Source organism: Streptomyces sp. NPDC047974, assembly GCF_040653375.1.
GTDB lineage: Bacteria > Actinomycetota > Actinomycetes > Streptomycetales > Streptomycetaceae > Streptomyces.
Genome location: NZ_JBEZNU010000013.1, coordinates 117,437 through 139,914, shown reverse-complemented (window position 1 = coordinate 139,914; position 22,478 = coordinate 117,437). Strand labels below are relative to the sequence as shown.

Genomic DNA, 22,478 nt, shown 5'->3' with positions numbered 1-22,478 from the left:
CGTCATGCGCCGGACCTACCCCAGGAGCTTGTAGTAGAGGGTCGTGGCCCGCAGGGTGCCGGCCGGGTCGGCGGCGTACTCCGGGATCGTGCCGGCCGCCGTCCAGCCCGCGCCCCGGTACAGGCGCTCGGCGGGGCTGTCGGTCTGGGTGTCCAGGACGAGGAGGGTGAGGCCGGTGGCGGCCGCGTGGGCCTCGGCGGCGGCCAGCAGCCGGCGGCCGAGCGCCCGGCCGCGGGCCGAGCGGTGGACGAGGAGCCGGGCTATCTCGCCGCGGTGGCGGCCGTTGGCGGTGCCGGTACGCAGGAGGGTGACGGCCCCGGTGACGGCGCCGTCCGGCCCGAAGGCCGCCCACACGTCCCGGGTGCCCGCTGTCCCGGCCCACCAGGCGGCCGCCTCGGTGTGCTCCACGGGCGCCAGGAAGCCGACGGAGGCACCGCCGTCCACGGCGTCCACGAGGAGCGCGGCGAGCCCGTCGACGTGCCGTCGTACGGCCTCGGGGGCGAGGAGCTCGACGCGGTCGCCCGGGGCGAGCCGCTTCTCCAGGCAGAGCAGGCCCGGGCGGTCGTCCCAGGAGTCGGTGGGCTCGAAGCCGAGCTTGCGGTAGAGCGCGAGGGGGCCGTGCCGCCACTCCCACACGGTGAGCCGGACGCGCTCCGCCCCCGCCGCCGCGGCCCGCCGCAGCGCCTCGCCCATCAGCGCGCCGGCCAGCCCCTGCCCGCGGGCCTCGGGCTCGACCCACACCCGCTTGACCTCGGGCACGGGCCCGGCCTTCAGGACGAGACAGCCGACGGCCTCGCCCGTCTCCGGCGCGGCGGCGAGCAGCACGGTGTCGGCGGCGAAGGCGGTGACGGGGTCCTCGGTCTCGGCACGGCGCGCGGCCGGCAGGCCGGCCGGGCCGGTCGCGGCGGAGCCCTTCTCGGCCTCGGTGGCCAGGTGGTAGGCGGTGAGCAGGGCGGGCAGGCGGGGGTGGGCGGCGTTCTCCTCGATCAGCACGTTCATGATCCGAGGATCACACCGGCAGGTTTCGGCGAGGTGACGGCGTCCCCGCCGGCCCCGCCGGCCCCGCCGGTCAGGAACGCGGCCAGCGCGGCGCCCTCGTCCTTCACGGCGGTCCGCTCCGCCCGGGACAGGCGCCGGAGCGGGGTGACGACGAGGTCGGAGCCGCGCAGGGTCCAGGTGGCGGCGACCCGGCCGTCGACCAGGGCGACGCGCTCGCCGGCGACGGAGAGCAGCCGGTGGTCGTGGTCGATGATCCGGCTCCGGTCGTGGTAGCCGAGGATCGCGTTGTCGAAGGCGGGCAGGAAGCGGACCGGGGCGGGGGTGTCCGGGTCGGGCCGGGGCGCGTCGGGGAGGTCGAGGAGTTCGCGGCCCCGCTCGTCGCGGAAGACGACGAGTTCGTCCCGTACGGCCTTGACCGCGGCGGGCAGTCCGGCGAGGCCGCACCAGGCGCGGAGGTCGGCGGAGGCGGCGGGCCCGTAGGCGGCGAGGTAGCGGCGGACCAGGGTCTGGCCGACGGGGTCGGTGGGGTCCTCGGGGAGCGGCGGGACCTCGCGGCCCAGCCACCCGGAGAGGGTGGCGTTGCGGACTCCCGCGCGCGAGCCCCAGAGGCCGCGCGGGGGCAGCTGCACGGTGGGGAGGACGCCGCCGACGATGAGTTCGCCGAGGGCCCGACGGGGCGGTCCGGGCCAGCGGCCGGAGACGGCCTCGACGAGTTCGGCCAGGGTGCGGGGCTCGCCGTCGGCCATGACCGCGTGGGCCGCGGCGGCCAGCTCGTCGGGGTCGACGCCGGCGAGTTCGGCGCGGTAGACGGACAGGACCTTCTGGCGGAGCATGGCGTCGTGGCGGGCGCGCCAGGCCAGGGCGTCGTCGGCGGTGACGAGGTGGATGGTGCGGCGCATCAGGGGGACGCGCACGACCTCGCGTCCGGTGAGGAGGCCGTCCAGGGTCTCCGGGCGGAAGTCCCTGACCCGCGACCAGAGTCCGGTGAAGGGCTCCTGGGGTTCCTGGGCCTGCATCCCGCACAGGTGGGCGACGACGCCGACGGCCGGGGTGCCGGTCCGGTCGAGGAGGAACTGGCGGGCGAGGGTGGCACGGCCGAGGGCACGGGTGGTGAGGACGGTCATGGCGGTCACGCTCCCATGGAAAGAGGACAATTCCCGTCCTCTTTCCATGGGACACGGGCTCGTCAGGGGGTGTACTCCTTCGCCGCCTCCGAGGCGAAGGGCTGCCGGACCGTGCGCATGCCGCCGGGGACCTTCTTGTCGGGCTGGATGATGACCGACTCGCGGGACGAGGGGGCCTTCGGGTCGCTGAAGTCGTGGGTCATGCCGAAGCCGGGGTCGTGGGCGCTGAGGATGAGCAGCGCCTTGGCCACGCCCTCGCGGCTGAGGTCGCCCTTCTCGCACGCCTTCCTCAGGATCTCGCCGAAGGCCGAGGCGGCGGTCCAGCCCGCGACGACGCCGTTGTCGAGGCCGTCGTCCGGGTAGGCGGCCGCGTAGTCGGCGGCGAGCTTCTTCGCGACCGGGGTGTCGGCGCCGACGGGGAGGCTCGGGGAGGCGAACCAGTACATCTTCTCCAGGGCCGGGCCCGCCTGGGTGCCGAGGAGCTGCGGGGCGAAGGCCGAGTTGTTGCCGACGACGGGGACGCGGAGGCCGGTCGCGGCGGCCACGCCGACCAGGGAGGCGGCCTGGCGCGGTCCGGCGCTGACGAGGACGGCCTTCACCCCGGCCTGCTTGAGCGCGGCGACCTGCGCGGACATGTCGTTGTCGGTGGGCTTGATCTTCTGCTCGACGACGGTGAGGCCGGCCTTCCCGGCGGCGTACTTGGAGCCCTTGAGCGCGTTCTCGCCGTAGTCGCCCTCGAAGTAGACGTGCCCGAGCTTGTCGCCCTTGGCGAGGCCCTTCTCGGTGACGAGGAAGTCGACGGCGTTGATCGTCTCGACGTCGTAGGTGGCGCCGAGGACGCGGATGTACGGGGAGCCGAGCAGCGAGGCCGACCATGCCTGGGGCATGACCAGGCCCTTGTCCTGGCCGTCGACGCGCTGCTTGACGGCGGCGACGAACGGGGAGCCGATGAACTGGGCGTAGCCGACGACCTTGGGCTCCAGCTCGGTGTAGGCGGCGAGCGCCTTCTGCGGGTCGTAGCCGTGGTCGCGGACGGTCAGCTCCAGCTTCCGGCCGCAGATGCCGCCGGCGGCGTTGACCTGCTTCACGTACAGCTGCTGGGCCTGGGTGACGCTCTTGCCGAGGGTGGCGTACACGCCGGTCATGTCGGTCAGCGCGCCGAGGGTGATGGTGGTGTCGGTGACGCCCTCGCCGGTCCTGATCCCACCGGCGCCGGTCTCCTTGCCGTCGCCGGTCTTCGCCTTGGAGCTGCATCCGGCGGCGGTGAGCGCGACCAGGGTGGCGAGCGCCGCGGCCAGGCCCCGCACGGCCGCCTGTCGTCTGTGGGTCATCGAGTCTCCCCTGAGGGTCGGTGGATCGGGGTTCGCGCGACGAGCCTCGCGAGGCCGCCGGGCAGGAAGAGGACGGTGCCGACGACGGCGGCGCCGTAGAGGTAGCGGGCGGCCTCGCCGGGGGCGATGCCGCCGGTGCCGGGGGCGGAGACCAGCGGCAGGGCTTCGGCGTACCGGTTCAGGAGCTGCGGCAGCAGGGCGACGAAGATCCCGCCCGCGACGGCGCCGGCGACGGAGCCGAGCCCGCCGATGACGATCATCGCCAGGTACTCCAGCGAGAGGGCCATGCCGAAGTACTCGGGCACGGTCCGCTGGAAGACCAGGGCGAGCAGGACGCCGGCGAGGCCCGCGTACATGGAGGACAGGACGAAGACGGCGGCACGGTGCCGGGCGACCGGAATGCCCAGGACTCCGGCGGCGATCCGGTGGTCGCGGATGGCGTTCATGGCGCGCCCGGGACGGCCGCGGAGCACCCCGCGGGCGAACAGGACGCCGCCGAGGAGCAGCGCCAGGCCCAGGTACCAGAGCTTCTCGACGGCGCCGAACGGCACCTGGGCGACGAGGAGTTCGGTGTCGTCGAAGGTGAGGCCGAAGAGGTTCAGCGGGGGGACGGCGCGGCCGTTGTAGCCGCCGGTGAGGTCGTGGGCGTTGAAGAGGACGTGCTGGCCGATGAAGATCAGCGCGAGGGTGGCGATGCCGAGGTACGCGCCGTGCAGCCGGCCGGCGATGGGGCTGAACGCCCCGCCGGCGAGCCCCGCGAGGCCGACGGCGAGGACGGCGGCGAGCCAGCCCGGCAGGCCGAGTCCGGCGAGCCCGTCGGTGCCGTCGCCGGCGAGGGCGCAGTAGCCGTAGGCGCCGACGGCGAGGAAGAAGGCGTGGCCCATGGAGAGCTGGCCGGTGGCCCCGGTGAGGAGGTTGATGCCGATGGCGCCGATGGCGGCGGCGATGGCGAAGAGCCCGGCCTGGAGCCAGAACCGGTCCAGGTAGAAGGGGAGGAGGAGGGCGACGACGCCGCCCAGGCCGGCGGCGGCGTAGCCGTACGCCCTGACGGGGATCCTGCGGCGCTCAGACACGGGCGAGCTCCTTCGTGCCGAAGAGGCCGGCCGGGCGGATCAGCAGCACGGCGACCATCACCAGGTAGGGGGCGAGGTCGCCGATCCCGCGGCCGAGGAAGGCGAGGTCGGACTGGTAGCCGGTGGCGAGGGACTCGGTGACGCCGACGATCAGTCCGCCGGCGAGCGCGCCGGTGGTGGAGTCGAGGCCGCCGAGGATCGCGGCGGGGAAGGCCTTGAGGGCGGCGAGCGAGGTGCCGCGTTCGAGGCCGGGGGTGGGGAAGACGGTCAGGAAGAGCGCGGCGACGGCGGCCAGGCCCCCGGCGACCGCCCAGGCGCCGAGCGAGACCCTGCCGAGGCGGACGCCCATCAGGGCGGCGGTCTCCTGGCTCTCGGCGGCGGCCCGCATGGCGACGCCCCAGGAGGTGTGCCGGAAGGCGAGCAGGAAGGCGGTGATGAGGAGGGCGGCGGCGAGCAGGGCGGCGATCCGGGTCTCGGCGATCGTGACCGGGCCGAGGGTGACGACGGCGTCGCCCCACGGGTCGCCGAGGGCGAGGATGTCGGTGCCGATCCGGCGGGTGAGTTCGGTGGCGAGGAGGATGTCGACGCCGATGGTGACGATGGCGAGGACGCTGTGGTCGGCCCCCCGGTGGCGGCGCATCACGAAGAACTCGACGGCGGCGCCGACGACGGCCGCGCCGGCGACGCCGGCGGCCAGCGCGGGCCAGAAGCCGAGCGGTTCGTGGAGGACGGCGACGAGGTAGCCGCCGGCCAGGAGCAGCGAGGCGTGGGCGAAGTTGACGACCTCCGTGGCACGGAAGATGACGACGAAGCCGAGGGCGATGAGGGCGTAGACGGAGCCCAGGGAGAGCCCGTTGATGAGGAACTCCGCGAAGGTGCTCACGCGGCGGTCTCCTCTCCGAGGTAGGCGCGGACGACCGCCGGGTCGTTCTGGACGTCGGCGGGGCTGCCGTCGGCGATGCGGCGGCCGAATTCGAGGACGGTGACGGAGTCGGCGAGCCGCATGACGAGGCCCATGTCGTGCTCGACGAGGAGCACGGAGATGCCGAGGCCGTCGCGGACGCCGGCGATGACGGCGGCGGTGCGGCGGCGTTCGTCGGCGGTCATGCCGGCGACGGGTTCGTCGAGGAGGAGCAGGGTGGGCTCCATGCAGAGGGCACGGGCCAGTTCGGCGAGCTTCTGCTGTCCGTACGGGAGCGAGCCCGCGGGTTTCGCCAGCTGGTCGCCGAGGCCGACGAAGTCGGCGATCTCCCGGACGCGGGCCCGGTGCCGGGCCTCCTCGCGTGCGGCGGACGGCAGCCGGAGCCCGGCGGCGAGGAAGCCGGTGCGGGTGAGCCGGTGGCGGCCGAGCATAAGGCTGTCCTCGACGGTGGCGCGCGGGGGCAGCGCCAGGTTCTGGAAGATCCGGCCGACGCCGAGGTCGGCGATCCGGTGCGGGGGCAGTGCGGTCAGCTCGTGGGCGCCGAGGCGTACGGAGCCGGAGGTGGCCCGGTAGACCCCGGACAGCACGTTGAAGCAGGTGGACTTGCCGGCGCCGTTGGGCCCGATGAGGGCGTGCACGGTGCCGGGGCGGACGGTGAAGTCGACGCCGTCGAGGGCGGTGAGTCCGGCGAAGCGGACGGTGAGGCCGGTGACGGTCAGGGCGGGGACGTCGTCACGGGCGGGTGCGGCGCCGGGGACGGGGGTGCGCGGGGCGGGCACGGTCGGCTCGTCCGGGGTGGTCATCGGCGGGTCTCCTCGCGGCGCGGGCCGCGGGCGGGGACCCGGGCCGCTGCGTCCCAGCGGGACAGGACGGGGTGGGCGGCGCGGGCGCGGGCGGCGTCCTCCGCGGCCTCGGCGTCCACGACGCCGAGGTAGCGGCGGCGGACCTCGTCGGAGGCGGCGAGTTCGTCGGCCGGGCCGGAGAGGGTGACCTCGCCGACCTCCAGGACGTACGCGTGGGAGGCGAGCCGCAGGGCGAGCGCCGCGTTCTGCTCGACGAGGAGGACGGCCGTGCCCTGCGCGTTGATCTCCCGGACCGCGTCGGCGATCCGGGCGGCCATGAGCGGGGCGAGCCCGAGCGAGGGCTCGTCGAGGAGGAGCAGTTCGGGGGCGGCCATCAGGGCGCGGCCGACGGCGAGCATCTGCTGCTCGCCGCCGGAGAGCAGCCCGGCGGGCTGCCGGGCCCGCTCGGCGAGGACGGGGAAGAGCTCGTGGACGCGGCGCAGGGCGGCGGCCTTGGCGGTGCGGTCGCCGCGCCGGGCGAGGCCGCCGGCCCGCAGGTTGTCCTCGACGGTCATGCGGGCGAAGACCTGCCGGCCCTCGGGGACCTGGCAGACGCCGGCGGCGACGACCCGGTCGGGCGGCAGCCCGTCGAGCGGCCGGCCGGCCGCGGCGACCGTGCCGGAGACCACGGCGCCGCCGTGGAACCGCAGGGTGTGCGAGACCGCCCGCAGCAGTGTGGACTTTCCGGCGCCGTTGCCGCCGAGGACGGTGACGACGGCCCCCGCGGGCACGGTCAGCGAGACGCGCCGCAGCGCGTGCACCGGTCCGTATCCCGCCGTCAGGTCCGTCACCGTCAGGGCGGGTGCGGTACCTCCCATGACTCCCCTTTCCCCGGCCGCCGTTGTTACCCGTGCGTGCTACTCGGCCGTTCGGTCGCTCACCCCAGCACCGCGCCCGAGGGTCCGTCCACGCCCGGCGCCGCAAACGCTGCCGGTGACCAGCGGGGCAGCCGGAGGGCTGTGCACGCGCACAACACCGCGCGTCAGGGCGTTGCCGTGAGGCGCGGAGCGGTGGATGCTCCCGGCATGGGACGGCGCAGACGGCGGACCGGTGACGACTGGAAGGTGCTCGCCCGCGCGTGCACGGCGCTTCTGGAGCGGGTGCCGGAGCTGGTGGACGAGCATCTGACGGAACTGCACGCGTACGAGCCCGCCTACGGGCGGATCGTGCCGTACGACCAGCACTGGCAGGAGGCGCACGAGGCGATCCGGATCGGCATCGAGATGATCTCGGCACCCCGGCACTCGCCCCGGCGGGACCTGGAGCACGCGGAGCTGATGGGCCGGCGGCGGGCCGAGCAGGGCATGCCGCTGGAGCTGGTGGTGCACGCCTACCGGCACGCGGGCCATCTGGTGTGGGACGCGCTGATCGAGGGCGCGGGCCCGGACGCGGTCCAGCTGGCGGCGCTGATGCAGTCGGCGACGACGGTGTGGTCGGCGGTGGACGCGCAGGCGGACCGGGCCTCGGAGGCGTACCGGGCGACGGAGGCGGAGCTGCGGCGGCGCACGGACGAGCAGCTCCAGGCGCTCCTCGACGCCCTTCTCGAAGGCGAGCGGGCGCCGGAGATGGTGACGCGGGCGGCGGCGGGCCTGGACCTGCCCGAGCAGGGCCGGTACGCGGTGGTCGTGCTGCGCCCGGACCGCCGGGAGGAGCGGGAGCCCTTCCACCGCCAGGTACGGGCGGAGGGACTGCGGTTCCTGTGGCGGATGCGGGCCGACTGCGAGATCGGCGTGGTGGCGCTCGCCGACGGCACGGGCCTCGACGCGCTGGCGGACCTCCTCGACGGGCGGGCCCCGGGCCCGGGCGGCATCAGCCCGGTCGTCACGGGCCTGACCGAACTGGGCCGCGCCCGCCGCCTCGCCGAGCTCGCCCTGCGCACCTGCCCGCCCGGCACCCGCCAGGTGGTCCGCCTGGACCGCCGGATGGCGGGCGCCCTGATCGTCGGCCGGCCGGACCTGGCGGAACTCCTCGTCACGGACGTCCTCGGCGGCCTCCTCGGACTGGACCCGGCGGACCGCGCGGTCCTCCTGGAGACCCTGGACGTCTGGCTGGACTGCGAAGGCTCGGCGGGCCGCGCCGCCGGCCGCCTCTACTGCCACCGCAACACGGTCTTCAACCGCCTGCGGCGCCTGGAACAGCTGACCTCCCGGTCGCTGTCCCGGCCGAGGGACCTCACGGAGATGACGCTGGCGCTGGACGCGTTCCGGCTGACGGCACAGGGGTGACGGTCGCCGGCCGGCAGGATGCCGCCGTGACGATGACGCGAACGGCCCGAGTCGCCGTGACGGGCCGGGGGCGTCGCCGCACCCCGGCCCTGACGCGCTACGCCAGGAAGTCCCGCGCGATCTGGGACGCCACTTCCTCCAGGAGGGGGCCGGCGTTCGGGATGGACTTGGCGGGGTCCGGTTCCAGGGCCGAGAGGGGGTAGGCGCGGCGGATGCCGGCGGTGCCCAGGGTCTCCGGGGGGAGGGCCAGGCGGCCGCAGACCGCCACGACCTCCTTGCCGGCCGCCCTCGCGGCCGCCGCCACGCCCGCGGGGGCCTTGCCGTGGAGGGTCTGCTCGTCGAGGGAGCCCTCGCCGGTGATGACGAGGGTGGCACGCTCCAGGGCGGGGGCGAAGCCGAGGACCTCCAGCATCAGCTCGATGCCGGGGCGGAAGCTCGCGCCGAGGAGGAGGGCGCCGTAGCCGATGCCGCCGGCGCCGCCGGCGCCCGGGGACGCGGCGAGCTCGGTGGCCTTCGGGCCGATCGCCTTCTCCAGGACCCGGGCGTAGTGCGCGAGGGCCGCGTCGAGGGTCTCGACGTCCTCGGGCGTGGCGCCCTTCTGCGGGCCGTAGACGGCGGGCGCGCCCTTGGGGCCGGTCAGCGGGTTGTCGACGTCGCTGGCGAGGATGAACTCGACGCCGGCGAAGCGCGGGTCGAGGGCGGCCAGGTCGGCGGAGGCCAGCTCCGCGAGGGCCGCGCCGCCGGGGCCGACGGGCTCGCCGTCCGCGTCGAGGAAGACCGCGCCGAGCGCGGCGAGCATGCCGGCGCCGCCGTCGGTCGTGGCACTGCCGCCGACGCCGAAGACGATCGTGGTGGCGCCCGCGTCGAGCGCCGCGCGCAGCAGCTCGCCGGAGCCGTACGTCGTGGCGGTCAGAGCGGCGAACGTGCCGGCGGGGAGGAGCTGGAGGCCCGACGCCTCCGCCATCTCGACGACCGCCGTGGTACCGCGCAGCGCGAACGCGGCGGTGACGGGATCGCCGACCGGTCCCGTGACCCGTACCTCGTGGCGGTCGAAGCCGGCCGCGACGGCCGCCGCGACCGTGCCGTCGCCGCCGTCGGCGACGGGCAGGGCCTCGACCGAGAGGCCGGGGACGACCTTCCGGAGTCCCGCCGTGACCCGCTCCGCGACCTGTACGGCCGTGAGCGAGCCCTTGAACTTGTCGGCCGCCACGAGCACGTGAGCGACCTGAGTTGCTGCTCCGTCCGTCACCTTGCATCCCTTGCTTTCGAACAGGCAGTCGCGCCAGGGCCGACCCTATCCGTACGGCCAGACGGCGTGCCACCCCCGGATAACAGCAAATGTCCGACCATAGTGGGCTCACATGAGCACGGATATGAACGAGCCGCCGTCTCCGGATCATGTACCGGAACGGCACGCGCCCGACACGAAGGTCATCGGGATCGGCGTGGCCGCCGTCGTCGGGGTCGTCGGCTGGGCGGCGCTCGGCAAGGACTCCTTCGACAGCGCCTCGTCCTCGGCCCTCTCCTGGGTGCTGGACAACTTCGCCTGGCTGTTCGTGATCGCGGCCGACACCTTCCTGGTGCTGTGCGTGGTGCTCGCCCTGAGCCGGTACGGCCGGATCCGCCTCGGCGCGGACGACTCGGAGCCGGAGTTCACCAATCTGGCGTGGATCGCGATGATGTTCAGCGCCGGCATGGGCATCGGCCTGATGTTCTACGGCGTCGGCGAGCCGCTCCAGCACTTCCTGGCCCCGCCGCCGGGCGGCGGCCCGGCGGGGACGGGCGCGGCGGCCCGGACGGCGATGGAGTACTCCTTCTTCCACTGGACGCTGACCCCGTGGGCGATCTACGGCATCGCCGGTCTGGCCCTGGCGTACGCGGGCTTCCGCAAGGGCCGCGGCAACCGGCTGAGCAGCGCCTTCGTGCCGCTCCTCGGGGAGCGCCGGGCCCGGTCCTGGCAGGGCAGGGCGATCGACCTGCTCGCGGTCTTCGCGACCGTCTTCGGCACCGCGACCAGCCTGGGCCTGGGCGCGCTCCAGGTGGCGGAGGGCCTGAACCTCACGATGGGCGTCGAGGACTCCACGGCCACCGAGCTGATCATCATCGCCTCGCTGTCGGCGGCCTTCGTCCTGTCGGCCTTCTCCGGCCTGCACAAGGGGGTGAAGTGGCTGTCGACGCTGAACATCGTGCTCGCCGCCTGCCTGGCGCTCTTCGTCTTCCTGCTCGGTCCGACCGTCTACATCCTGGACACCATCCCGGCCTCCGTCGGCGGCTACCTCCACCAGCTGCTGCCGATGGCGAGCCGCACCGGCGCCTTCACCGACCGCGAGTGGCTGGGCGCCTGGACGATCTTCTACTGGGCCTGGTGGCTGTCCTGGGCGCCGTTCGTCGGCACCTTCATCGCCCGGATCTCGCGCGGCCGGACGATCCGCGAGTTCCTGGTCGGCGTGCTGCTGGTGCCCTCCGGGGCGACCGTGGTCTGGTTCTGCGTGATGGGCGGCACGGCGATCCGGCTGGAGTCCACCGGCGAGGCCGATCTGGCGACGGCGGTGAAGGACGGGGCGGAGGCCTCGCTCTTCGCGATGCTGGAGGCGCTGCCGCTCGGCACGGTCACCTCGGTCGTGGCGATGCTCCTGGTGATGACGTACTTCGTCACCAGCGCCGACTCGGCCTCGCTCGTCATGGGCTCGCTGACCAGCCGCGGCTCGCTGCACCCGCCGACGTGGCTGGTGGTGACCTGGGGCGTGCTGATGGCGGCGGTCGCGGCGGTGCTGCTTGTCGCGGGCGGCCTGGACTCGCTCCAGACGGCGACGATCCTGGTGGCCCTGCCGTTCGTGGTGGTCATGCTGGTGCTGTGCTGGGCGCTGGTGAAGGAGCTGCGGGAGGACCCGGGCGCGGGCCCCGCCCGGCACCACGCACTGCACGGGATGCGGGACGCGGTACGGGCCCTGGTCGGCGAGGCGATGACCGAGCAGGGCGGCGGCGGCCGCCACCACCGGCTGCACCGCGCGGCCCGCTCCCGCGCCGACACGGAGGGCGGCGAGCCGCCGAAGGACGGCGGGGCATGACGGGCGGCTCCGGGCGGCGCCCGGACCTCGCCGACCGGATCCTCGGCGGCTGGACCGGCCGGATCGCCGGGAACATGCTCGGCAAGCCGGTCGAACAGGGCGAGCACTGGACCCGGGAGCGGATCGACGCCTATCTGCGGCTCGCCGACGCGCTGCCGCTGACCGACTACCTGCCGCCCCCGCCCGCCGGCGCGGAGGGCTTCGCCCTGCGGCCCGAGTGGCCCCGGTGCGTGCGCGGCGGGATCCGCGAGAGCTGCCGGGACGACGACGTCGACTACACGCTGCTCGGCCTGCACCTCCTGGAGACGCACGGCTTCGGCTTCACCACCGAGCAGGTGGGCGAGCTGTGGCTGCTGCGGCTGCCGTACCTCCAGACGTTCACCGCCGAGCGGGCCGCCTACCGGAACCTCGCCAACGGGCTGCGCCCGCCGCTGACCGCCACGTACGACAACCCCTGCCAGGAGTGGATCGGGGCGCTGATCAGGGCGGACGTCTACGGCTTCACGAGCCCCGGCGACCCGCGCCGGGCGGCCGGCCTGGCCCGCCGGGACGCGGTGGTCTCGCACACCGGGAACGGGGTGTACGGGGCGATGTGGGCGGCCGCCCTGGTCGCCGCCGCCTTCACCGCGCCCGACGCCCGCTCCGCCCTGGCCGCCTCCCTGGAGGTGGTGCCCGCGGGCAGCCGGCTGGCCCGGACCGTACGGGAGACGATCGCGCTGTACGAGGCGGGGCTCGGCTGGCCGGCGACGCTCGACGAGATGGCGGCGCGGACGGCGGGGCTCGGCTGGATCCACGTGGTGCCCAACGCGGCGGTGCTGACCTCCGGACTGCTGTACGGCGGGGGCGACTTCACCCGCACCATCGCGCTGACCGTGCGCGGCGGCCTGGACACGGACTCCAACGGCGCGACGGCCGGATCGGTCGCCGGGGTGCTGTGCGGGGCGGCGGCGATCCCGCCGCAGTGGTCGCGGCCGCTGAACGACCGGGTGCGCAGCGCCGTGTACGGCTTCGACGGGGCGAGTATCCGCCGACTCGCCGAGCGGACGCTCCGACTGGCTACGCTGGCCCCGTGACCGTCACCGACTACGCCACCTACATCGCCGGCCTCCCCCGGGTCCTCGCCGGTGCCGCCGTGCTCTTCCGGGACGCCCGCGGGCGGCTCCTCGTCGTGGAGCCGAACTACCGCGAGGGCTGGGTGCTGCCGGGCGGCACGGTCGAGTCCGACGCGGGCGAGACGCCCCGGCAGGCGGCCCGCCGGGAGACCCTGGAGGAGATCGGCCTGGACGTGCGGCCGGGGCCGCTGATCGCGGTGGACTGGTCGCAGAGCCCGGCCCGGCCGCCGGTGGTGGCGTACCTGTACGACGGCGGGGTGCTCGCCGAGGAGCGGTTCGCGCAGATCCGGCTCCAGGAGGCCGAGCTCGTCTCCTGGAAGCTGATCGAGCCGTCCGAGGTGCCGGCCCACCTGCCGGGCAGCCTGGGCCCCCGGGTGCTGGCCGGTCTGCGCGCCCTGGCCGAGGGGAGCGGTCCGGCGGAGCTGGTCGACGGCCTGCCCACCGAGGACTGACGATCCGTCACCCCGGTGCCGTGGGCACGGGTTGGGAGTCGTCGCCGCCCCGGTCGTAGAAGCCCGTGATCGCCACGGACATCAGCAGCATCGCGAGGGCGGCCGACAGGATCGCCGCGATGAGGACGCCGAAGCAGCCGCCGATGAGCAGCCGGGCGCGCCGGTCGGGATCCGGGGCCGCCGGGGCGCTCATCCCTGCGGGGGCTCGGGCGGCAGCATCTCGCCGGTGCGGTTGGCCTCGTCGCGGGTGGCGGTCCTCGCCTCCGTGCGGTGGCCGCGCGCGATGTAGTCGCGGACGACGGCCTCCACGGCGTCCTGCGGGCTGCCGACTCCCGCCAGGACCATGACTTCCACGACGAGTTCGGCGTCGAGCGCGATGTTCACCTTGGCCATGGACGGAACCTAGCACCGGGAAACCCGGTCGCGGGAGCCGATCCGGGGTGCCTACGCTCCCGCCATGACGATGGTCGCGATCCTCTCCGGTGCCGGTATCTCCACGGACTCGGGCATCCCGGACTACCGGGGGCCGAACGGCCTGTGGCGGCGGGACCCCGAGGCCGAACGGCTGGTCACCTACGGGCCGTACATGGCCGACCCGGAGGTCCGCCGCCGCTCCTGGCTGATGCGGCGCGACGCCCCGGTCCTGACGGCGGAGCCCAACGCGGCGCACCGCGCGATCGCGGCGTTCGAGCGGACCGGGAACGCGGTTCGGGTGATCACCCAGAACGTGGACGGGCTGCACCAGGCCGCCGGGGTGCCCGACCGGAAGGTGTTCGAACTGCACGGCACCGCCCGCTCGGTGGTGTGCACGGCCTGCCACGCCCGCTCGCCGATGGCGGAGGCGCTGGAGCGCCTGGAGGCGGGCGACCCGGATCCGGCGTGCCGGGCCTGCGGCGGGATCCTGAAGCCGGCGACCGTGATGTTCGGGCAGCGGCTCGACCCGGTGGTGCTCGCGAACGCGATGTCGGTGGCCAAGGCGGCCGAGGTGTTCGTCGCGGTCGGTACGAGCCTCCAGGTGCAGCCGGCCGCCTCGCTGGCCGGGATCGCGGCCGAGCACGGGGCCCGGCTGATCATCGTGAACGCCGAGCCGACCCCGTACGACCCGCTGGCCGCCGAGGTCCTGCGCGAACCGATCGGCACGGCCCTGCCGGCGCTCCTGGAACGGCTCGTCTAGAAGAGCGCGTCCGGGGCGGCGGCGCCCGACTCGAAGGCGAGCAGCCGCTGCTTGCGGTCCAGGCCGCCGCCGTAGCCGGTGAGGCTGCCGCCGGAGCCGATGACGCGATGGCAGGGGACGATGACGCTGACGGGGTTCTTGCCGTTGGCGAGGCCGACCGCGCGGGAGGCGTTGGGGCTGCCGAGGGCCTCGGCGAGTTCGCCGTACGTGCGGGTCTCCCCGTACGGGATGAGCCGGAGCTGCTCCCAGACGCGCAGCTGGAACGGGGTGCCCTCCAGGTGGAGCGGAAGGTCGAACTCGGTGAGCTCGCCGTCGAAGTAGGCGTCGAGCTGGCGGATCGCCTCCCCGAACGGGCGGGGGTCGGGCGCGCCGAAGCTCTCCTCGGGCGGGCGGTGGCGCTGGCCGGTCATGTGGACGCGGCTGAGGACGCCGTCGACGGCCACCAGGGTCAGCGGCTCGTAGGGGCTGTCCACGACCGTGTGCACGACCGTGCGGGGCGTGGTGGTGCGGGGCATGGCTGACCTTCCTTACGCGGGGAGGTGGTTGATGGGGTGGCTGTCGGTCGCCCACAGGTACTGGACGGCGTACGCGCGCCAGGGCGCCCAGTCGGCGGAGCGGGCGGTGAGCGCGGCGGGGGTGCCGGGCAGGCCGAGGCCCTCGGCGGCGCGGCGGATGCCGAGGTCGCCGGGGAGGAAGGCGTCGGGGTCGCCGAGCGCGCGCATGGCGATGATCTCGGTGGTCCAGGGGCCGAAACCGGGCAGTGCGAGCAGCCGGGCGCGGGTCTCGGCACGGTCGGTGTCGGGGCCGAGGGAGAGGCTGCCGTCGGCGAGCGCGCCGACCAGGGTCAGCAGGGTGGTGCGGCGGCTGCGGGGCAGGGCGAGGGTCTCGGGGTCGAGTCCGGCGAGCGCCTCGGGGGCCGGGAAGAGGTGGGTGAGCCCGCCTTCGGGGTCCTCGACGGGCACGCCGTGGGCGGTGACGAGCCGGGCCGCGTGGGTGCGGGCGGCGGCCGTGGAGACCTGCTGGCCGAGGACGGCGCGGACCGCGAACTCGGCGGGGTCGACCGTGCCCGGCACGCGTCGCCCGGGCGCCTGGTCGACGAGCGGGGCGAACAGCGGGTCGGCGCGCAGCCGGTCGTCGACGGCGACGGGGTCGGCGTCGAGGTCGAGGAGGCGGCGGCAGCGGCTGATCGCGTGGGTGAGGTCGCGGGGGTCGGTGAGGGAGAGCCGGCAGGCGACGTGGTCGGGGCGCGGGGCGAGGGCGACGATCCCGTGCCCGTACGGGAGGGCGAGGGTGCGGCGGTAGGCGCCGTCGCGCCACTCCTCGACGCCGGGGACGGCGGTGGCGGCGAGGTGGCCGAAGAGGTTGGACGGCTCCAGCGGGGCCCGGAAGGGCAGCCGGAGGCTGATCACGCCGGGCGGGTGGGGCGCGGCGGGCCGGGCGGCGCGGGCGCGCAGCTCGCCGGGGCTGAGGCCGAAGACCTGCCGGACGGTGTCGTTGAAGGAGCGGATGGAGGCGAAACCGGCGGCGAAGGCGATCTCGCCGAAGGGCAGCGCCGTCGTCTCGACGAGGGTGCGGGCGGTCTGGGCGCGCTGGGCGCGGGCCAGGGCGAGCGGGCCCGCGCCCAGCTCGGCGAGGAGCTGGCGCTCGATCTGCCGGGTGGACCAGCCGAGTCGGCGGGCGAGCCCGGGGACGCCCTCCCGGTCGACGACCCCGTCCTGGATCAGGCGGACGGCGCGGGCGACGGCGTCGGCCCGCACGTTCCACTCCGGGGAGCCGGGGCTGGTGTCGGGGCGGCACCGCTTGCAGGCCCGGAAGCCGGCCCGCTGGCAGGCGGCGGCGCTGGGGTGGAACTCCATGTTCTCGGGCTTCGGCGGGACGGCCGGGCAGCTGGGGCGGCAGTAGATCCGGGTCGTGCGGACGGCGGTGAAGAAGACGCCGTCGAAGCGGGCGTCCTTGGACTGGACGGCCCGCACACAGCGCTCGCTCTCGGTGTGCATGGATCCAGGATCGTCGATGCGCGGGCCCCGGGCTGGCAGAAAAACGACATGGACGTTCAGTCGGAGACCGGCACCGTCCGGAAGTGGGTGGTGATCCGGCCCTCGTCGTCGAGGACGTGGAAGGCGACCCCGGGCGGGGTGTCCAGGTGGACGTGCGGGCTGTCGGGGCCGGGGTGCTCCCAGGGCAGCCGGAGGGTGGAGACGGTGCCGGGGGCGACGAGCAGCGGGCGGCCGGCGAAGGTGGTGGCGGCGGCGGTGTGGGCGTGCCCGGCGAGGAACGCGGTGAGGTGGGGGTGGCGGGCGGCGAGCGCGGCCAGCCGGTCCTCGCCGTACTGCCGGATCTCGTCGACGTACGGGGTGTGCAGCGGCACCGGCGGGTGGTGGAAGGCGACGAGGACGGGCGTGTCGTGCGGGGTGTCGGTGAGGACCCGGTCCAGCCACTCCAGGGTGGAGTCCTCCAGGTATCCGTCGTGCTTGCCGGGGATCGAGGAGTCGCAGACGGCGAGGACGAAGCCGTCGCCGCGCAGCACCTGGTCGACGGGGGCGGTGGGCGCGGGGTCGCCGTCCTCGTGGAGCAGCGGCGCGAGACCGGCCCGGAAGGCGGCGCGGTCGTCGTGGTTGCCGGGGCAGACGACGAGGGGGTGGCGGCCGGCGAGGAGGGCGCGGGCGCCGTCGTACTCGGCGGGGGCGCCGTGGTCGGCGATGTCGCCGGAGACGAGGACGGCCGCCAGGTCGTACGGGAGCCCTTCGAGGTGGCGCAGGACGGCGCGGGTGCGCGCGGTGGCGCGCTCCCCCGCGTCGATGTGGATGTCGCTGACGTGGGCGATGACGATCACGCGTGGGCCTCCGACGGTCGGGGTGAACGGTGGTTCACCCGGCCGACCGTACGGTGATCATGACGGGCGCGTAAGGGCCACCGTCGGTGAGGTGGCCCTTTCCGCTCCGCTCACTCGAAGCGGGTGGGGTCCCCCGCGCCGACCCGGACGACCTCGGGATCGCCGCTGGAGAAGTCGACGACGGTGGTGGGGACGGTGCCGCAGTCCCCGGAGTCGAGGACGGCGTCGACCTGGTGGTCGAGCCGCTCCTTGATCTCCCAGCCCTGGGTGAGCGGCTCCTCCTCGTCGGGCAGCAGGAGGGTGCTGGAGAGCAGGGGTTCGCCGAGTGACGCGAGCAGCGCCTGGGTGACGACGTGGTCGGGGATGCGGACGCCGACGGTCTTCTTCTTCGGGTGGAGGAGCTGCCGGGGCACCTCCTTGGTGCCGGGCAGGATGAAGGTGTACGCGCCGGGGACGGCGGACTTGACGGCGCGGAAGACCCGGTTGTCGATGTGCACGAGCTGGCCGAGCTGGGCGAAGTCCGCGCACATGAGGGTGAAGTGGTGCCGGTCGTCGAGGCGGCGGATCTCCCGGATGCGGGTGAGGCCCTCGTGGTTGCCGATCCGGCTGCCGAGGGCGTAGCAGGAGTCGGTGGGGTAGGCGATGAGCCCGCCCTTGCGGATCGAGTCGGCCACGCCGTCGATGATGCGCGGCTGCGGGTTCTCGGGGTGCACGTCGATGTACTTCGCCATGGGCCGAGTCTAGGTTCCCGCGCCGTCGAGGGTTCTGAGGTGGCGCCAGACGGCTTTGGCCGCGTTGTGCCCGGACATGCCGTGGACGCCGGGGCCCGGCGGGGTGGCGGCGGAGCAGAGGAAGACCGCGGGGTGGGGGGTGCGGTACGGCCACGGGGAGAGGGTGGGGCGCAGCACGAGCTGGAGGCCGCGGGCGGCGCCGCAGGCGATGTCGCCGCCGATGTAGTTGGCGTTGCGCGCGGCGAGCTCGGGCGGTCCGGCGGTGGCGCGGGCGAGGACCCGGTCCCGGAAGCCGGGGGCGAAGCGCTCGATCTGCCGCTCGATCGCGTCGGTGAGGTCACCGCGCCAGCCGTTGGGCACGTGGCCGTACGCCCAGAAGACGTGCTTGCCCTCGGGGGCGCGGGAGGGATCGACGAGGCTGGGCTGGGCGGTGATGAGGAACGGCGTCTCGGGCGCGGAGCCGGAGGAGGCCTGGCGCAGGGCGGTGTCGATCGCGCGGGCGGTGGGCCCGACCTGGACGGTGCCGGCCCGGCGGGCGGCCTCGGCGGTCCACGGCACGGGCCCGTCGAGGGCGTAGTCGAGCTTGAAGGCGGAGGCGCCGTACCGGTAGTGGGCGTAGTGGTGGGCGCCGAAGCCGGTGATGCGGGCGAGGGCGGTGGGCGAGGTGTCGAAGAGGTAGGCGCGGGCGGGCGGCAGGTCGTCGAGGCGCTTGACCTCGTAGCCGGTGTGGACGGTGCCGCCGAGCTCGGTGAGGTACGCGGTGAGGGCGTCCGGGATCGCCTGGGAGCCGCCGCGGGGCACGGGCCAGCCGACGGCGTGCGCGGCGAGCGCGAAGACGAGCCCGACGGCGGAGGTGGCGAAGCCGTCGAGCGGCGCGATGACGTGGCCGACGAGGCCGGCGAAGAGGGCGCGGGCCTTCTCGTCGCGGAAGCGGCGCAGCAGCCAGGTGGAGGGCGGCAGTCCGGCGAGGCCGAAGCGGGCGAGGCCGACCGGGTCGCGGGGCAGCGCGGTCAGCGGCAGCTGCATGAAGTCCCGGAAGAGCGTCTCCCACCGGCCGAGGAAGGGGGTGACGAGCCGGCGGTAGGCACCGGCGTCGCGCGGCCCGAGGGAGGCGGCGGTCTCGGCGACGGAGCGGGAGAGGACGGCGGCGGTGCCGTCGTCCCAGGGGTGGGCCATGGGCAGTTCGGGGTGGAGCCACTCCAGGCCGTACCGGTCGAGCGGCATGGTCCGGAAGACGGGCGAGCCGGCGCCCAGCGGGTGGACGGCCGAGCAGGGGTCGTGGCGGAAGCCGGGGAGGGTCAGCTCCTCGGTGCGGGCTCCGCCGCCGACGGTCTCCTTCGCCTCGAACACGGCCACGGAGTGGCCGCGTCGGGCCAGCTCCACGGCGGCGGTCAGTCCGTTGGGCCCCGCCCCCACGACGACGGCGTCGAGCAGTGACGTCACCTCGTGCTCCTCACGTCGGCCGGCGCTCCGGCAGGCCCAGGATAGGCCCGGGCGCCCCGCCGCCACGGCGCCCCCCGGGGAACCACGCCTTCCGCCACCGCGCGGGGGCGGTTCCGGGGCCGGGCGGGCCTGGTGACCATGGGTCAGTCCTCGGTCGGGGCGCCGGCGAGGAGGGTGCGGACGCGCTCGGCGGTGGCGGCGTCCCGGGCGGCCGTGAACGGCAGCGCGTTGCCCCCGGCGATCCGGAACGGCTCGCCGGTGACGGTCGTCTGCGCGCCGCCCGCCTCCGCCACGAGCAGCAGCCCGGCCGCGTGGTCCCAGGCGTATTCCCAGCTGAAGGCGGTGGCGTCGAGCGTGCCCCGGGCGATCGACAGGTACTCCAGCCCTGCCGAGCCGCACGGCCGGGGCCGGACGCCCTCGGTGACGAGTCCGAGGAGGGCCCGCTTCTGCTCGGGCGTGGAGTAGTCGGGGTGCGAGGTGGCGACGTCGAGGACGGCGCCCGGGGCGGGCGAACCGGACCGGATCCGCTCGCCGTTGAGCACCGCGCCGCGCCCCCGGACGGCGACGGCCAGCTCGCCGAGGGCGGGCGCGTAGGTCCAGGAGGCGAGGAGCTCGCCGTGGTGGGCGAGGGCGACGAGGGTGCAGAAGGAAGGGTCGCCCTGGACGAACTGGCGGGTGCCGTCCACCGGGTCGACGATCCAGACCGGCGCGTCGCCGCGCAGCGCGTCGTACCGCCCCGGGTCGGCGTGGACGGCCTCCTCGCCGACCACGGCGGAGCCGGGCAGCAGCGCGGTCAGCGCCGCGGTCAGCCGCTCCTCGGCCGCCCGGTCGGCGACCGTCACCAGGTCGTACGGCCCCTTCTTCTCGATGATCTCGTGGTCGGCGAGCTGCCGGAAGCGCGGCATGACCTCCGCCGCGACCGCCTTGCGGACCGCCTCCTCCACCTCCGTCGTACCACCGCCGAGAACGTGCTCAAGGAAGGACTCGATCATGCACCCAGCTAAGCACGCCGGTGCGACGACCGGTACGGCGCCTGACGGCTCCCTCCACGGGACACGCGTGTCTGACTAGGATCACCACAACCTGCAGAAAGGGGACGAAACGGTGCACGGTGAGTACAAGGCGCCCGGCGAGAAGCTCGTCGTCGTCGATCTGGACGTCGAGGACGGGGTGCTGCGCCGCGTGCGGGTGGCGGGGGACTTCTTCCTCGAACCCGACGAGGCGATCCTCTCCATCGACCGCGCCCTGGAGGGCGCCCCCGCCGACACCGACGCCTCCGGCCTCGCGGCCCGCATCGACGCGGCGCTGCCACCGGGAACCCAGATGTACGGCCTCACCAGCGAGGGCGTCGGCATCGCCGTCCGCCGGGCGCTCGCCCACGCCACCGACTGGACCGACTACGACTGGCAGCTGGTCCACGAGCCGCCGCAGTCGCCCGCCCTGCACATGGCGCTCGACGAGGTGATCACCGCCGAGGTCGCGGCCGGCCGCCGGCCGCCGACCCTGCGGGTCTGGGAGTGGGGCGCGCCCGCCGTCGTCATCGGCAGCTTCCAGTCGCTGCGCAACGAGGTGGACGCGGAGGCGGCCGAGCGGCACGGCATCGGTGTCGTGCGCCGGATCAGCGGCGGCGGCGCCATGTTCATCGAGCCCGGCAACACCATCACGTACTCCCTGTCGGTGCCCGACGCCCTGGTGCAGGGCCTGTCCTTCGCCGACAGCTACGCCTACCTCGACGACTGGGTGCTGGGCGCACTCGGCGACATGGGCGTGAAGGCCTGGTACCAGCCGCTCAACGACATCGCCACCGAGGCCGGGAAGATCGCGGGGGCGGCGCAGAAGCGGATGGTGACGGGCGCGGGCGCGGTGCTGCACCACGTGACGATGGCGTACGACATCGACGCCGACAAGATGACCGAGGTGCTGCGGATCGGCCGCGAGAAGCTCTCCGACAAGGGCACCACGAGCGCGAAGAAGCGCGTCGACCCGCTGCGCCGGCAGACGGGTCTGCCGCGCGAGGCGGTGATCGAGCGGATGATCGCCTCCTTCCGGCGGCGCTACGGCCTGACGGAGGGCCGGGTCACGGAGGAGGAGCTGGCCGCCGCCAAGGAGCTGGCGGAGAGCAAGTTCTCCTCCCCCGAGTGGACCGCGCGGGTCCCCTAGGGCCTGTCTGCCCCTTCGCGTCGGATCAGGCCGGGCGGGCCGGACCCGGCGGGAAGGGGCAGGCAGGCCCTAGGGTTGCCGGCATGCGTGTGGGATTCCCGGTGCGGCCCGGGCTGCGGATGGAGTGCGCCGACGGGCGGCGGCTCGTGCTGGTGCAGGGGGCGGTACCGGTGCTCTTCGCCCGGCAGCGGGTGACGCACCGGGGCCTGCACTACGCGCGGACGGGCCGGTACGTGTCGCCGCTGGCGCCGCTGCGGGCCGAACGGGTGCGCGCGTACGCGGAGTTCGCGGAGCCCGGCGGGGCGGCGTGGACGGAGCGGTGGGCGGCGCACGCGGAGGCGGAGCTGCGGGCGGCGGATGCCGGGCCGCTGCACGAGGGCGAGTGGCGGCTGGCGCCGGACGCCTCGGACTGGTTCGTCGAGCGCCACTGGTCGCACCTGCTGCCGTACGACACGGACCGGGGGCACCTCACCTGGTTCGGGTACGGCGACCCGGACGGCGACGCCCGCGACCTGCTGCCGCTGCGGGCCCTGTCCGTCCCGGAGGCGCCCCGGGTGAAGGCGTACCGCCGCCACTACCGGGAGGGCGTGCTGCCGCCGGTGTTCGCCTGGTGGATCAGCGGCCTGAACGTCCCCGTCGTCCTGGACGGCCACGACCGGCTGACGGCGGCGCTCGCGGAGGGCGGCCGGCCCGAGGTGCTGATCCTGTCCCGGGCGGCCGACCCGAGGGTGCCGGCGCTGTACGGGGAGCGACTGGTGGAGCTGTACGAGGAGCGGATGGAGGCGCTGGAGGAGGGCCCTCTGCGGGCGGTCCGGGCGTCGGGCGAGGCCCGCCGGCTCGCGCGCGAACTGGCCGCGGTAGCCGACATCTCCGCCCCGACCCGCGCCTGGCCCTTCCCGGGCGGTGTCCCGGCCTGGGAGGGGGCGGCGGCCTCTTACGTCCCCGGCTGGCGGCCCGACGCGGAGCGGTGACCTGCCCGTCGTCGGCTC

The 22,478-nt window shown here is 75.0% G+C and carries 23 protein-coding genes and 1 pseudogene; 7 read left to right on the top strand and 17 right to left on the bottom strand.

Annotation, left to right across the window (positions count from 1 at the left end):
• Positions 1 to 15: 15 nt before the first annotated feature.
• The 8 genes and pseudogenes from AB0E19_RS20150 to AB0E19_RS20115 all read right to left on the bottom strand — a co-directional run bounded on the left by AB0E19_RS20150 (position 16) and on the right by AB0E19_RS20115 (position 7,109).
• Positions 16 to 453: a GNAT family N-acetyltransferase gene (locus tag AB0E19_RS20150; RefSeq protein ID WP_362181865.1), complete on the bottom strand. Its 438-nt coding sequence runs from the start codon at positions 451 to 453 to the stop codon at positions 16 to 18.
• Between the two features lie 111 nt (positions 454 to 564).
• Positions 565 to 999 (bottom strand): annotated as a pseudogene (locus AB0E19_RS20145) (GNAT family N-acetyltransferase); the annotation flags it as partial.
• Complete coding sequence (locus AB0E19_RS20140; protein ID WP_362181862.1) at positions 996 to 2,123, bottom strand: winged helix DNA-binding domain-containing protein; 1,128 nt, start codon at positions 2,121 to 2,123, stop codon at positions 996 to 998. The gene AB0E19_RS20140 and the pseudogene AB0E19_RS20145, both read right to left, overlap by 4 nt.
• 62 nt (positions 2,124 to 2,185) lie before the next feature.
• Positions 2,186 to 3,454, bottom strand: coding sequence for an ABC transporter substrate-binding protein (locus tag AB0E19_RS20135; RefSeq protein ID WP_362181648.1), 1,269 nt, complete (start codon positions 3,452 to 3,454; stop codon positions 2,186 to 2,188).
• Positions 3,451 to 4,509: a branched-chain amino acid ABC transporter permease gene (locus tag AB0E19_RS20130; RefSeq protein WP_362181859.1), complete on the bottom strand. Its 1,059-nt coding sequence runs from the start codon at positions 4,507 to 4,509 to the stop codon at positions 3,451 to 3,453. The genes AB0E19_RS20135 and AB0E19_RS20130 overlap by 4 nt, the downstream gene beginning before the upstream one ends.
• 10 nt (positions 4,510 to 4,519) lie before the next feature.
• Positions 4,520 to 5,410: a branched-chain amino acid ABC transporter permease gene (locus tag AB0E19_RS20125; protein WP_360609263.1), complete on the bottom strand. Its 891-nt coding sequence runs from the start codon at positions 5,408 to 5,410 to the stop codon at positions 4,520 to 4,522.
• On the bottom strand, positions 5,407 to 6,252 hold the full coding sequence (locus AB0E19_RS20120) for an ABC transporter ATP-binding protein (RefSeq protein WP_362181644.1): 846 nt from the start codon (positions 6,250 to 6,252) through the stop codon (positions 5,407 to 5,409). Before AB0E19_RS20120 ends, AB0E19_RS20125 begins: the two co-directional genes overlap by 4 nt.
• Positions 6,249 to 7,109: an ABC transporter ATP-binding protein gene (locus AB0E19_RS20115; protein ID WP_362181641.1), complete on the bottom strand. Its 861-nt coding sequence runs from the start codon at positions 7,107 to 7,109 to the stop codon at positions 6,249 to 6,251. Before AB0E19_RS20115 ends, AB0E19_RS20120 begins: the two co-directional genes overlap by 4 nt.
• Positions 7,110 to 7,316: 207 nt before the next feature.
• On the opposite strand from AB0E19_RS20115, the gene AB0E19_RS20110 reads away from it, so the two are divergent.
• On the top strand, positions 7,317 to 8,516 hold the full coding sequence (locus AB0E19_RS20110; RefSeq protein ID WP_362181638.1) for a helix-turn-helix domain-containing protein: 1,200 nt from the start codon (positions 7,317 to 7,319) through the stop codon (positions 8,514 to 8,516).
• Positions 8,517 to 8,613: 97 nt separating this feature from the next.
• Here AB0E19_RS20110 and AB0E19_RS20105 read toward each other — a convergent pair whose 3' ends face one another.
• Positions 8,614 to 9,765: a glycerate kinase gene (locus AB0E19_RS20105; RefSeq protein ID WP_362181635.1), complete on the bottom strand. Its 1,152-nt coding sequence runs from the start codon at positions 9,763 to 9,765 to the stop codon at positions 8,614 to 8,616.
• A gap of 112 nt (positions 9,766 to 9,877) precedes the next feature.
• Between AB0E19_RS20105 and AB0E19_RS20100 the strand changes: the two genes are divergently transcribed.
• The 3 genes from AB0E19_RS20100 to AB0E19_RS20090 are packed head-to-tail and all read left to right on the top strand — an operon-like array spanning position 9,878 to position 13,148.
• Positions 9,878 to 11,584, top strand: coding sequence for a BCCT family transporter (locus AB0E19_RS20100; protein ID WP_362181633.1), 1,707 nt, complete (start codon positions 9,878 to 9,880; stop codon positions 11,582 to 11,584).
• On the top strand, positions 11,581 to 12,657 hold the full coding sequence (locus tag AB0E19_RS20095) for an ADP-ribosylglycohydrolase family protein (protein WP_362181630.1): 1,077 nt from the start codon (positions 11,581 to 11,583) through the stop codon (positions 12,655 to 12,657). The genes AB0E19_RS20100 and AB0E19_RS20095 overlap by 4 nt, the downstream gene beginning before the upstream one ends.
• Complete coding sequence (locus AB0E19_RS20090) at positions 12,654 to 13,148, top strand: NUDIX hydrolase (protein ID WP_362181628.1); 495 nt, start codon at positions 12,654 to 12,656, stop codon at positions 13,146 to 13,148. Before AB0E19_RS20095 ends, AB0E19_RS20090 begins: the two co-directional genes overlap by 4 nt.
• Before the next feature lie 7 nt (positions 13,149 to 13,155).
• On the opposite strand, the gene AB0E19_RS20085 is transcribed toward AB0E19_RS20090, so the two are convergent.
• Positions 13,156 to 13,341 (bottom strand): hypothetical protein, encoded by a 186-nt coding sequence (locus AB0E19_RS20085; RefSeq protein ID WP_362181626.1) that lies wholly within the window; start codon positions 13,339 to 13,341, stop codon positions 13,156 to 13,158.
• A complete protein-coding gene (locus AB0E19_RS20080; protein WP_030497067.1) occupies positions 13,338 to 13,541 on the bottom strand; it encodes a type II toxin-antitoxin system VapB family antitoxin in 204 nt (67 codons plus the stop codon). Before AB0E19_RS20080 ends, AB0E19_RS20085 begins: the two co-directional genes overlap by 4 nt.
• A gap of 64 nt (positions 13,542 to 13,605) precedes the next feature.
• Here AB0E19_RS20080 and AB0E19_RS20075 point away from each other — a divergent pair, with 64 nt between their 5' ends.
• Positions 13,606 to 14,322: a Sir2 family NAD-dependent protein deacetylase gene (locus AB0E19_RS20075; RefSeq protein WP_362181621.1), complete on the top strand. Its 717-nt coding sequence runs from the start codon at positions 13,606 to 13,608 to the stop codon at positions 14,320 to 14,322.
• Here AB0E19_RS20075 and AB0E19_RS20070 read toward each other — a convergent pair.
• The 6 genes from AB0E19_RS20070 to AB0E19_RS20045 form a co-directional block, all read right to left on the bottom strand.
• Entirely contained in the window at positions 14,319 to 14,837 is a 519-nt protein-coding gene (locus AB0E19_RS20070; RefSeq protein ID WP_362181618.1) for a methylated-DNA--[protein]-cysteine S-methyltransferase, read from the bottom strand. The genes AB0E19_RS20075 and AB0E19_RS20070 overlap by 4 nt on opposite strands.
• A 12-nt stretch (positions 14,838 to 14,849) precedes the next feature.
• A complete protein-coding gene (locus AB0E19_RS20065; RefSeq protein ID WP_362181615.1) occupies positions 14,850 to 16,319 on the bottom strand; it encodes an AlkA N-terminal domain-containing protein in 1,470 nt (489 codons plus the stop codon).
• 56 nt (positions 16,320 to 16,375) lie between these two features.
• A complete protein-coding gene (locus AB0E19_RS20060) occupies positions 16,376 to 17,155 on the bottom strand; it encodes a metallophosphoesterase (RefSeq protein WP_362181612.1) in 780 nt (259 codons plus the stop codon).
• Positions 17,156 to 17,265: 110 nt separating this feature from the next.
• Positions 17,266 to 17,886: an L-threonylcarbamoyladenylate synthase gene (locus AB0E19_RS20055; RefSeq protein WP_362181609.1), complete on the bottom strand. Its 621-nt coding sequence runs from the start codon at positions 17,884 to 17,886 to the stop codon at positions 17,266 to 17,268.
• A 9-nt stretch (positions 17,887 to 17,895) separates the two neighbouring features.
• Positions 17,896 to 19,329: an NAD(P)/FAD-dependent oxidoreductase gene (locus AB0E19_RS20050; protein WP_362181606.1), complete on the bottom strand. Its 1,434-nt coding sequence runs from the start codon at positions 19,327 to 19,329 to the stop codon at positions 17,896 to 17,898.
• A 143-nt stretch (positions 19,330 to 19,472) separates the two neighbouring features.
• Positions 19,473 to 20,321: an inositol monophosphatase family protein gene (locus tag AB0E19_RS20045; protein WP_362181604.1), complete on the bottom strand. Its 849-nt coding sequence runs from the start codon at positions 20,319 to 20,321 to the stop codon at positions 19,473 to 19,475.
• 112 nt (positions 20,322 to 20,433) lie between these two features.
• Between AB0E19_RS20045 and AB0E19_RS20040 the strand changes: the two genes are divergently transcribed.
• Together AB0E19_RS20040 and AB0E19_RS20035 are read left to right on the top strand one after the other, a co-directional pair.
• The gene (locus tag AB0E19_RS20040) at positions 20,434 to 21,489 is read left to right on the top strand and encodes a biotin/lipoate A/B protein ligase family protein (protein ID WP_362181601.1); all 1,056 of its coding nucleotides are present in this window, start codon (positions 20,434 to 20,436) and stop codon (positions 21,487 to 21,489) included.
• An 83-nt stretch (positions 21,490 to 21,572) separates the two neighbouring features.
• Positions 21,573 to 22,460: a hypothetical protein gene (locus AB0E19_RS20035; RefSeq protein ID WP_362181598.1), complete on the top strand. Its 888-nt coding sequence runs from the start codon at positions 21,573 to 21,575 to the stop codon at positions 22,458 to 22,460.
• Positions 22,461 to 22,478 lie beyond the last annotated feature (18 nt).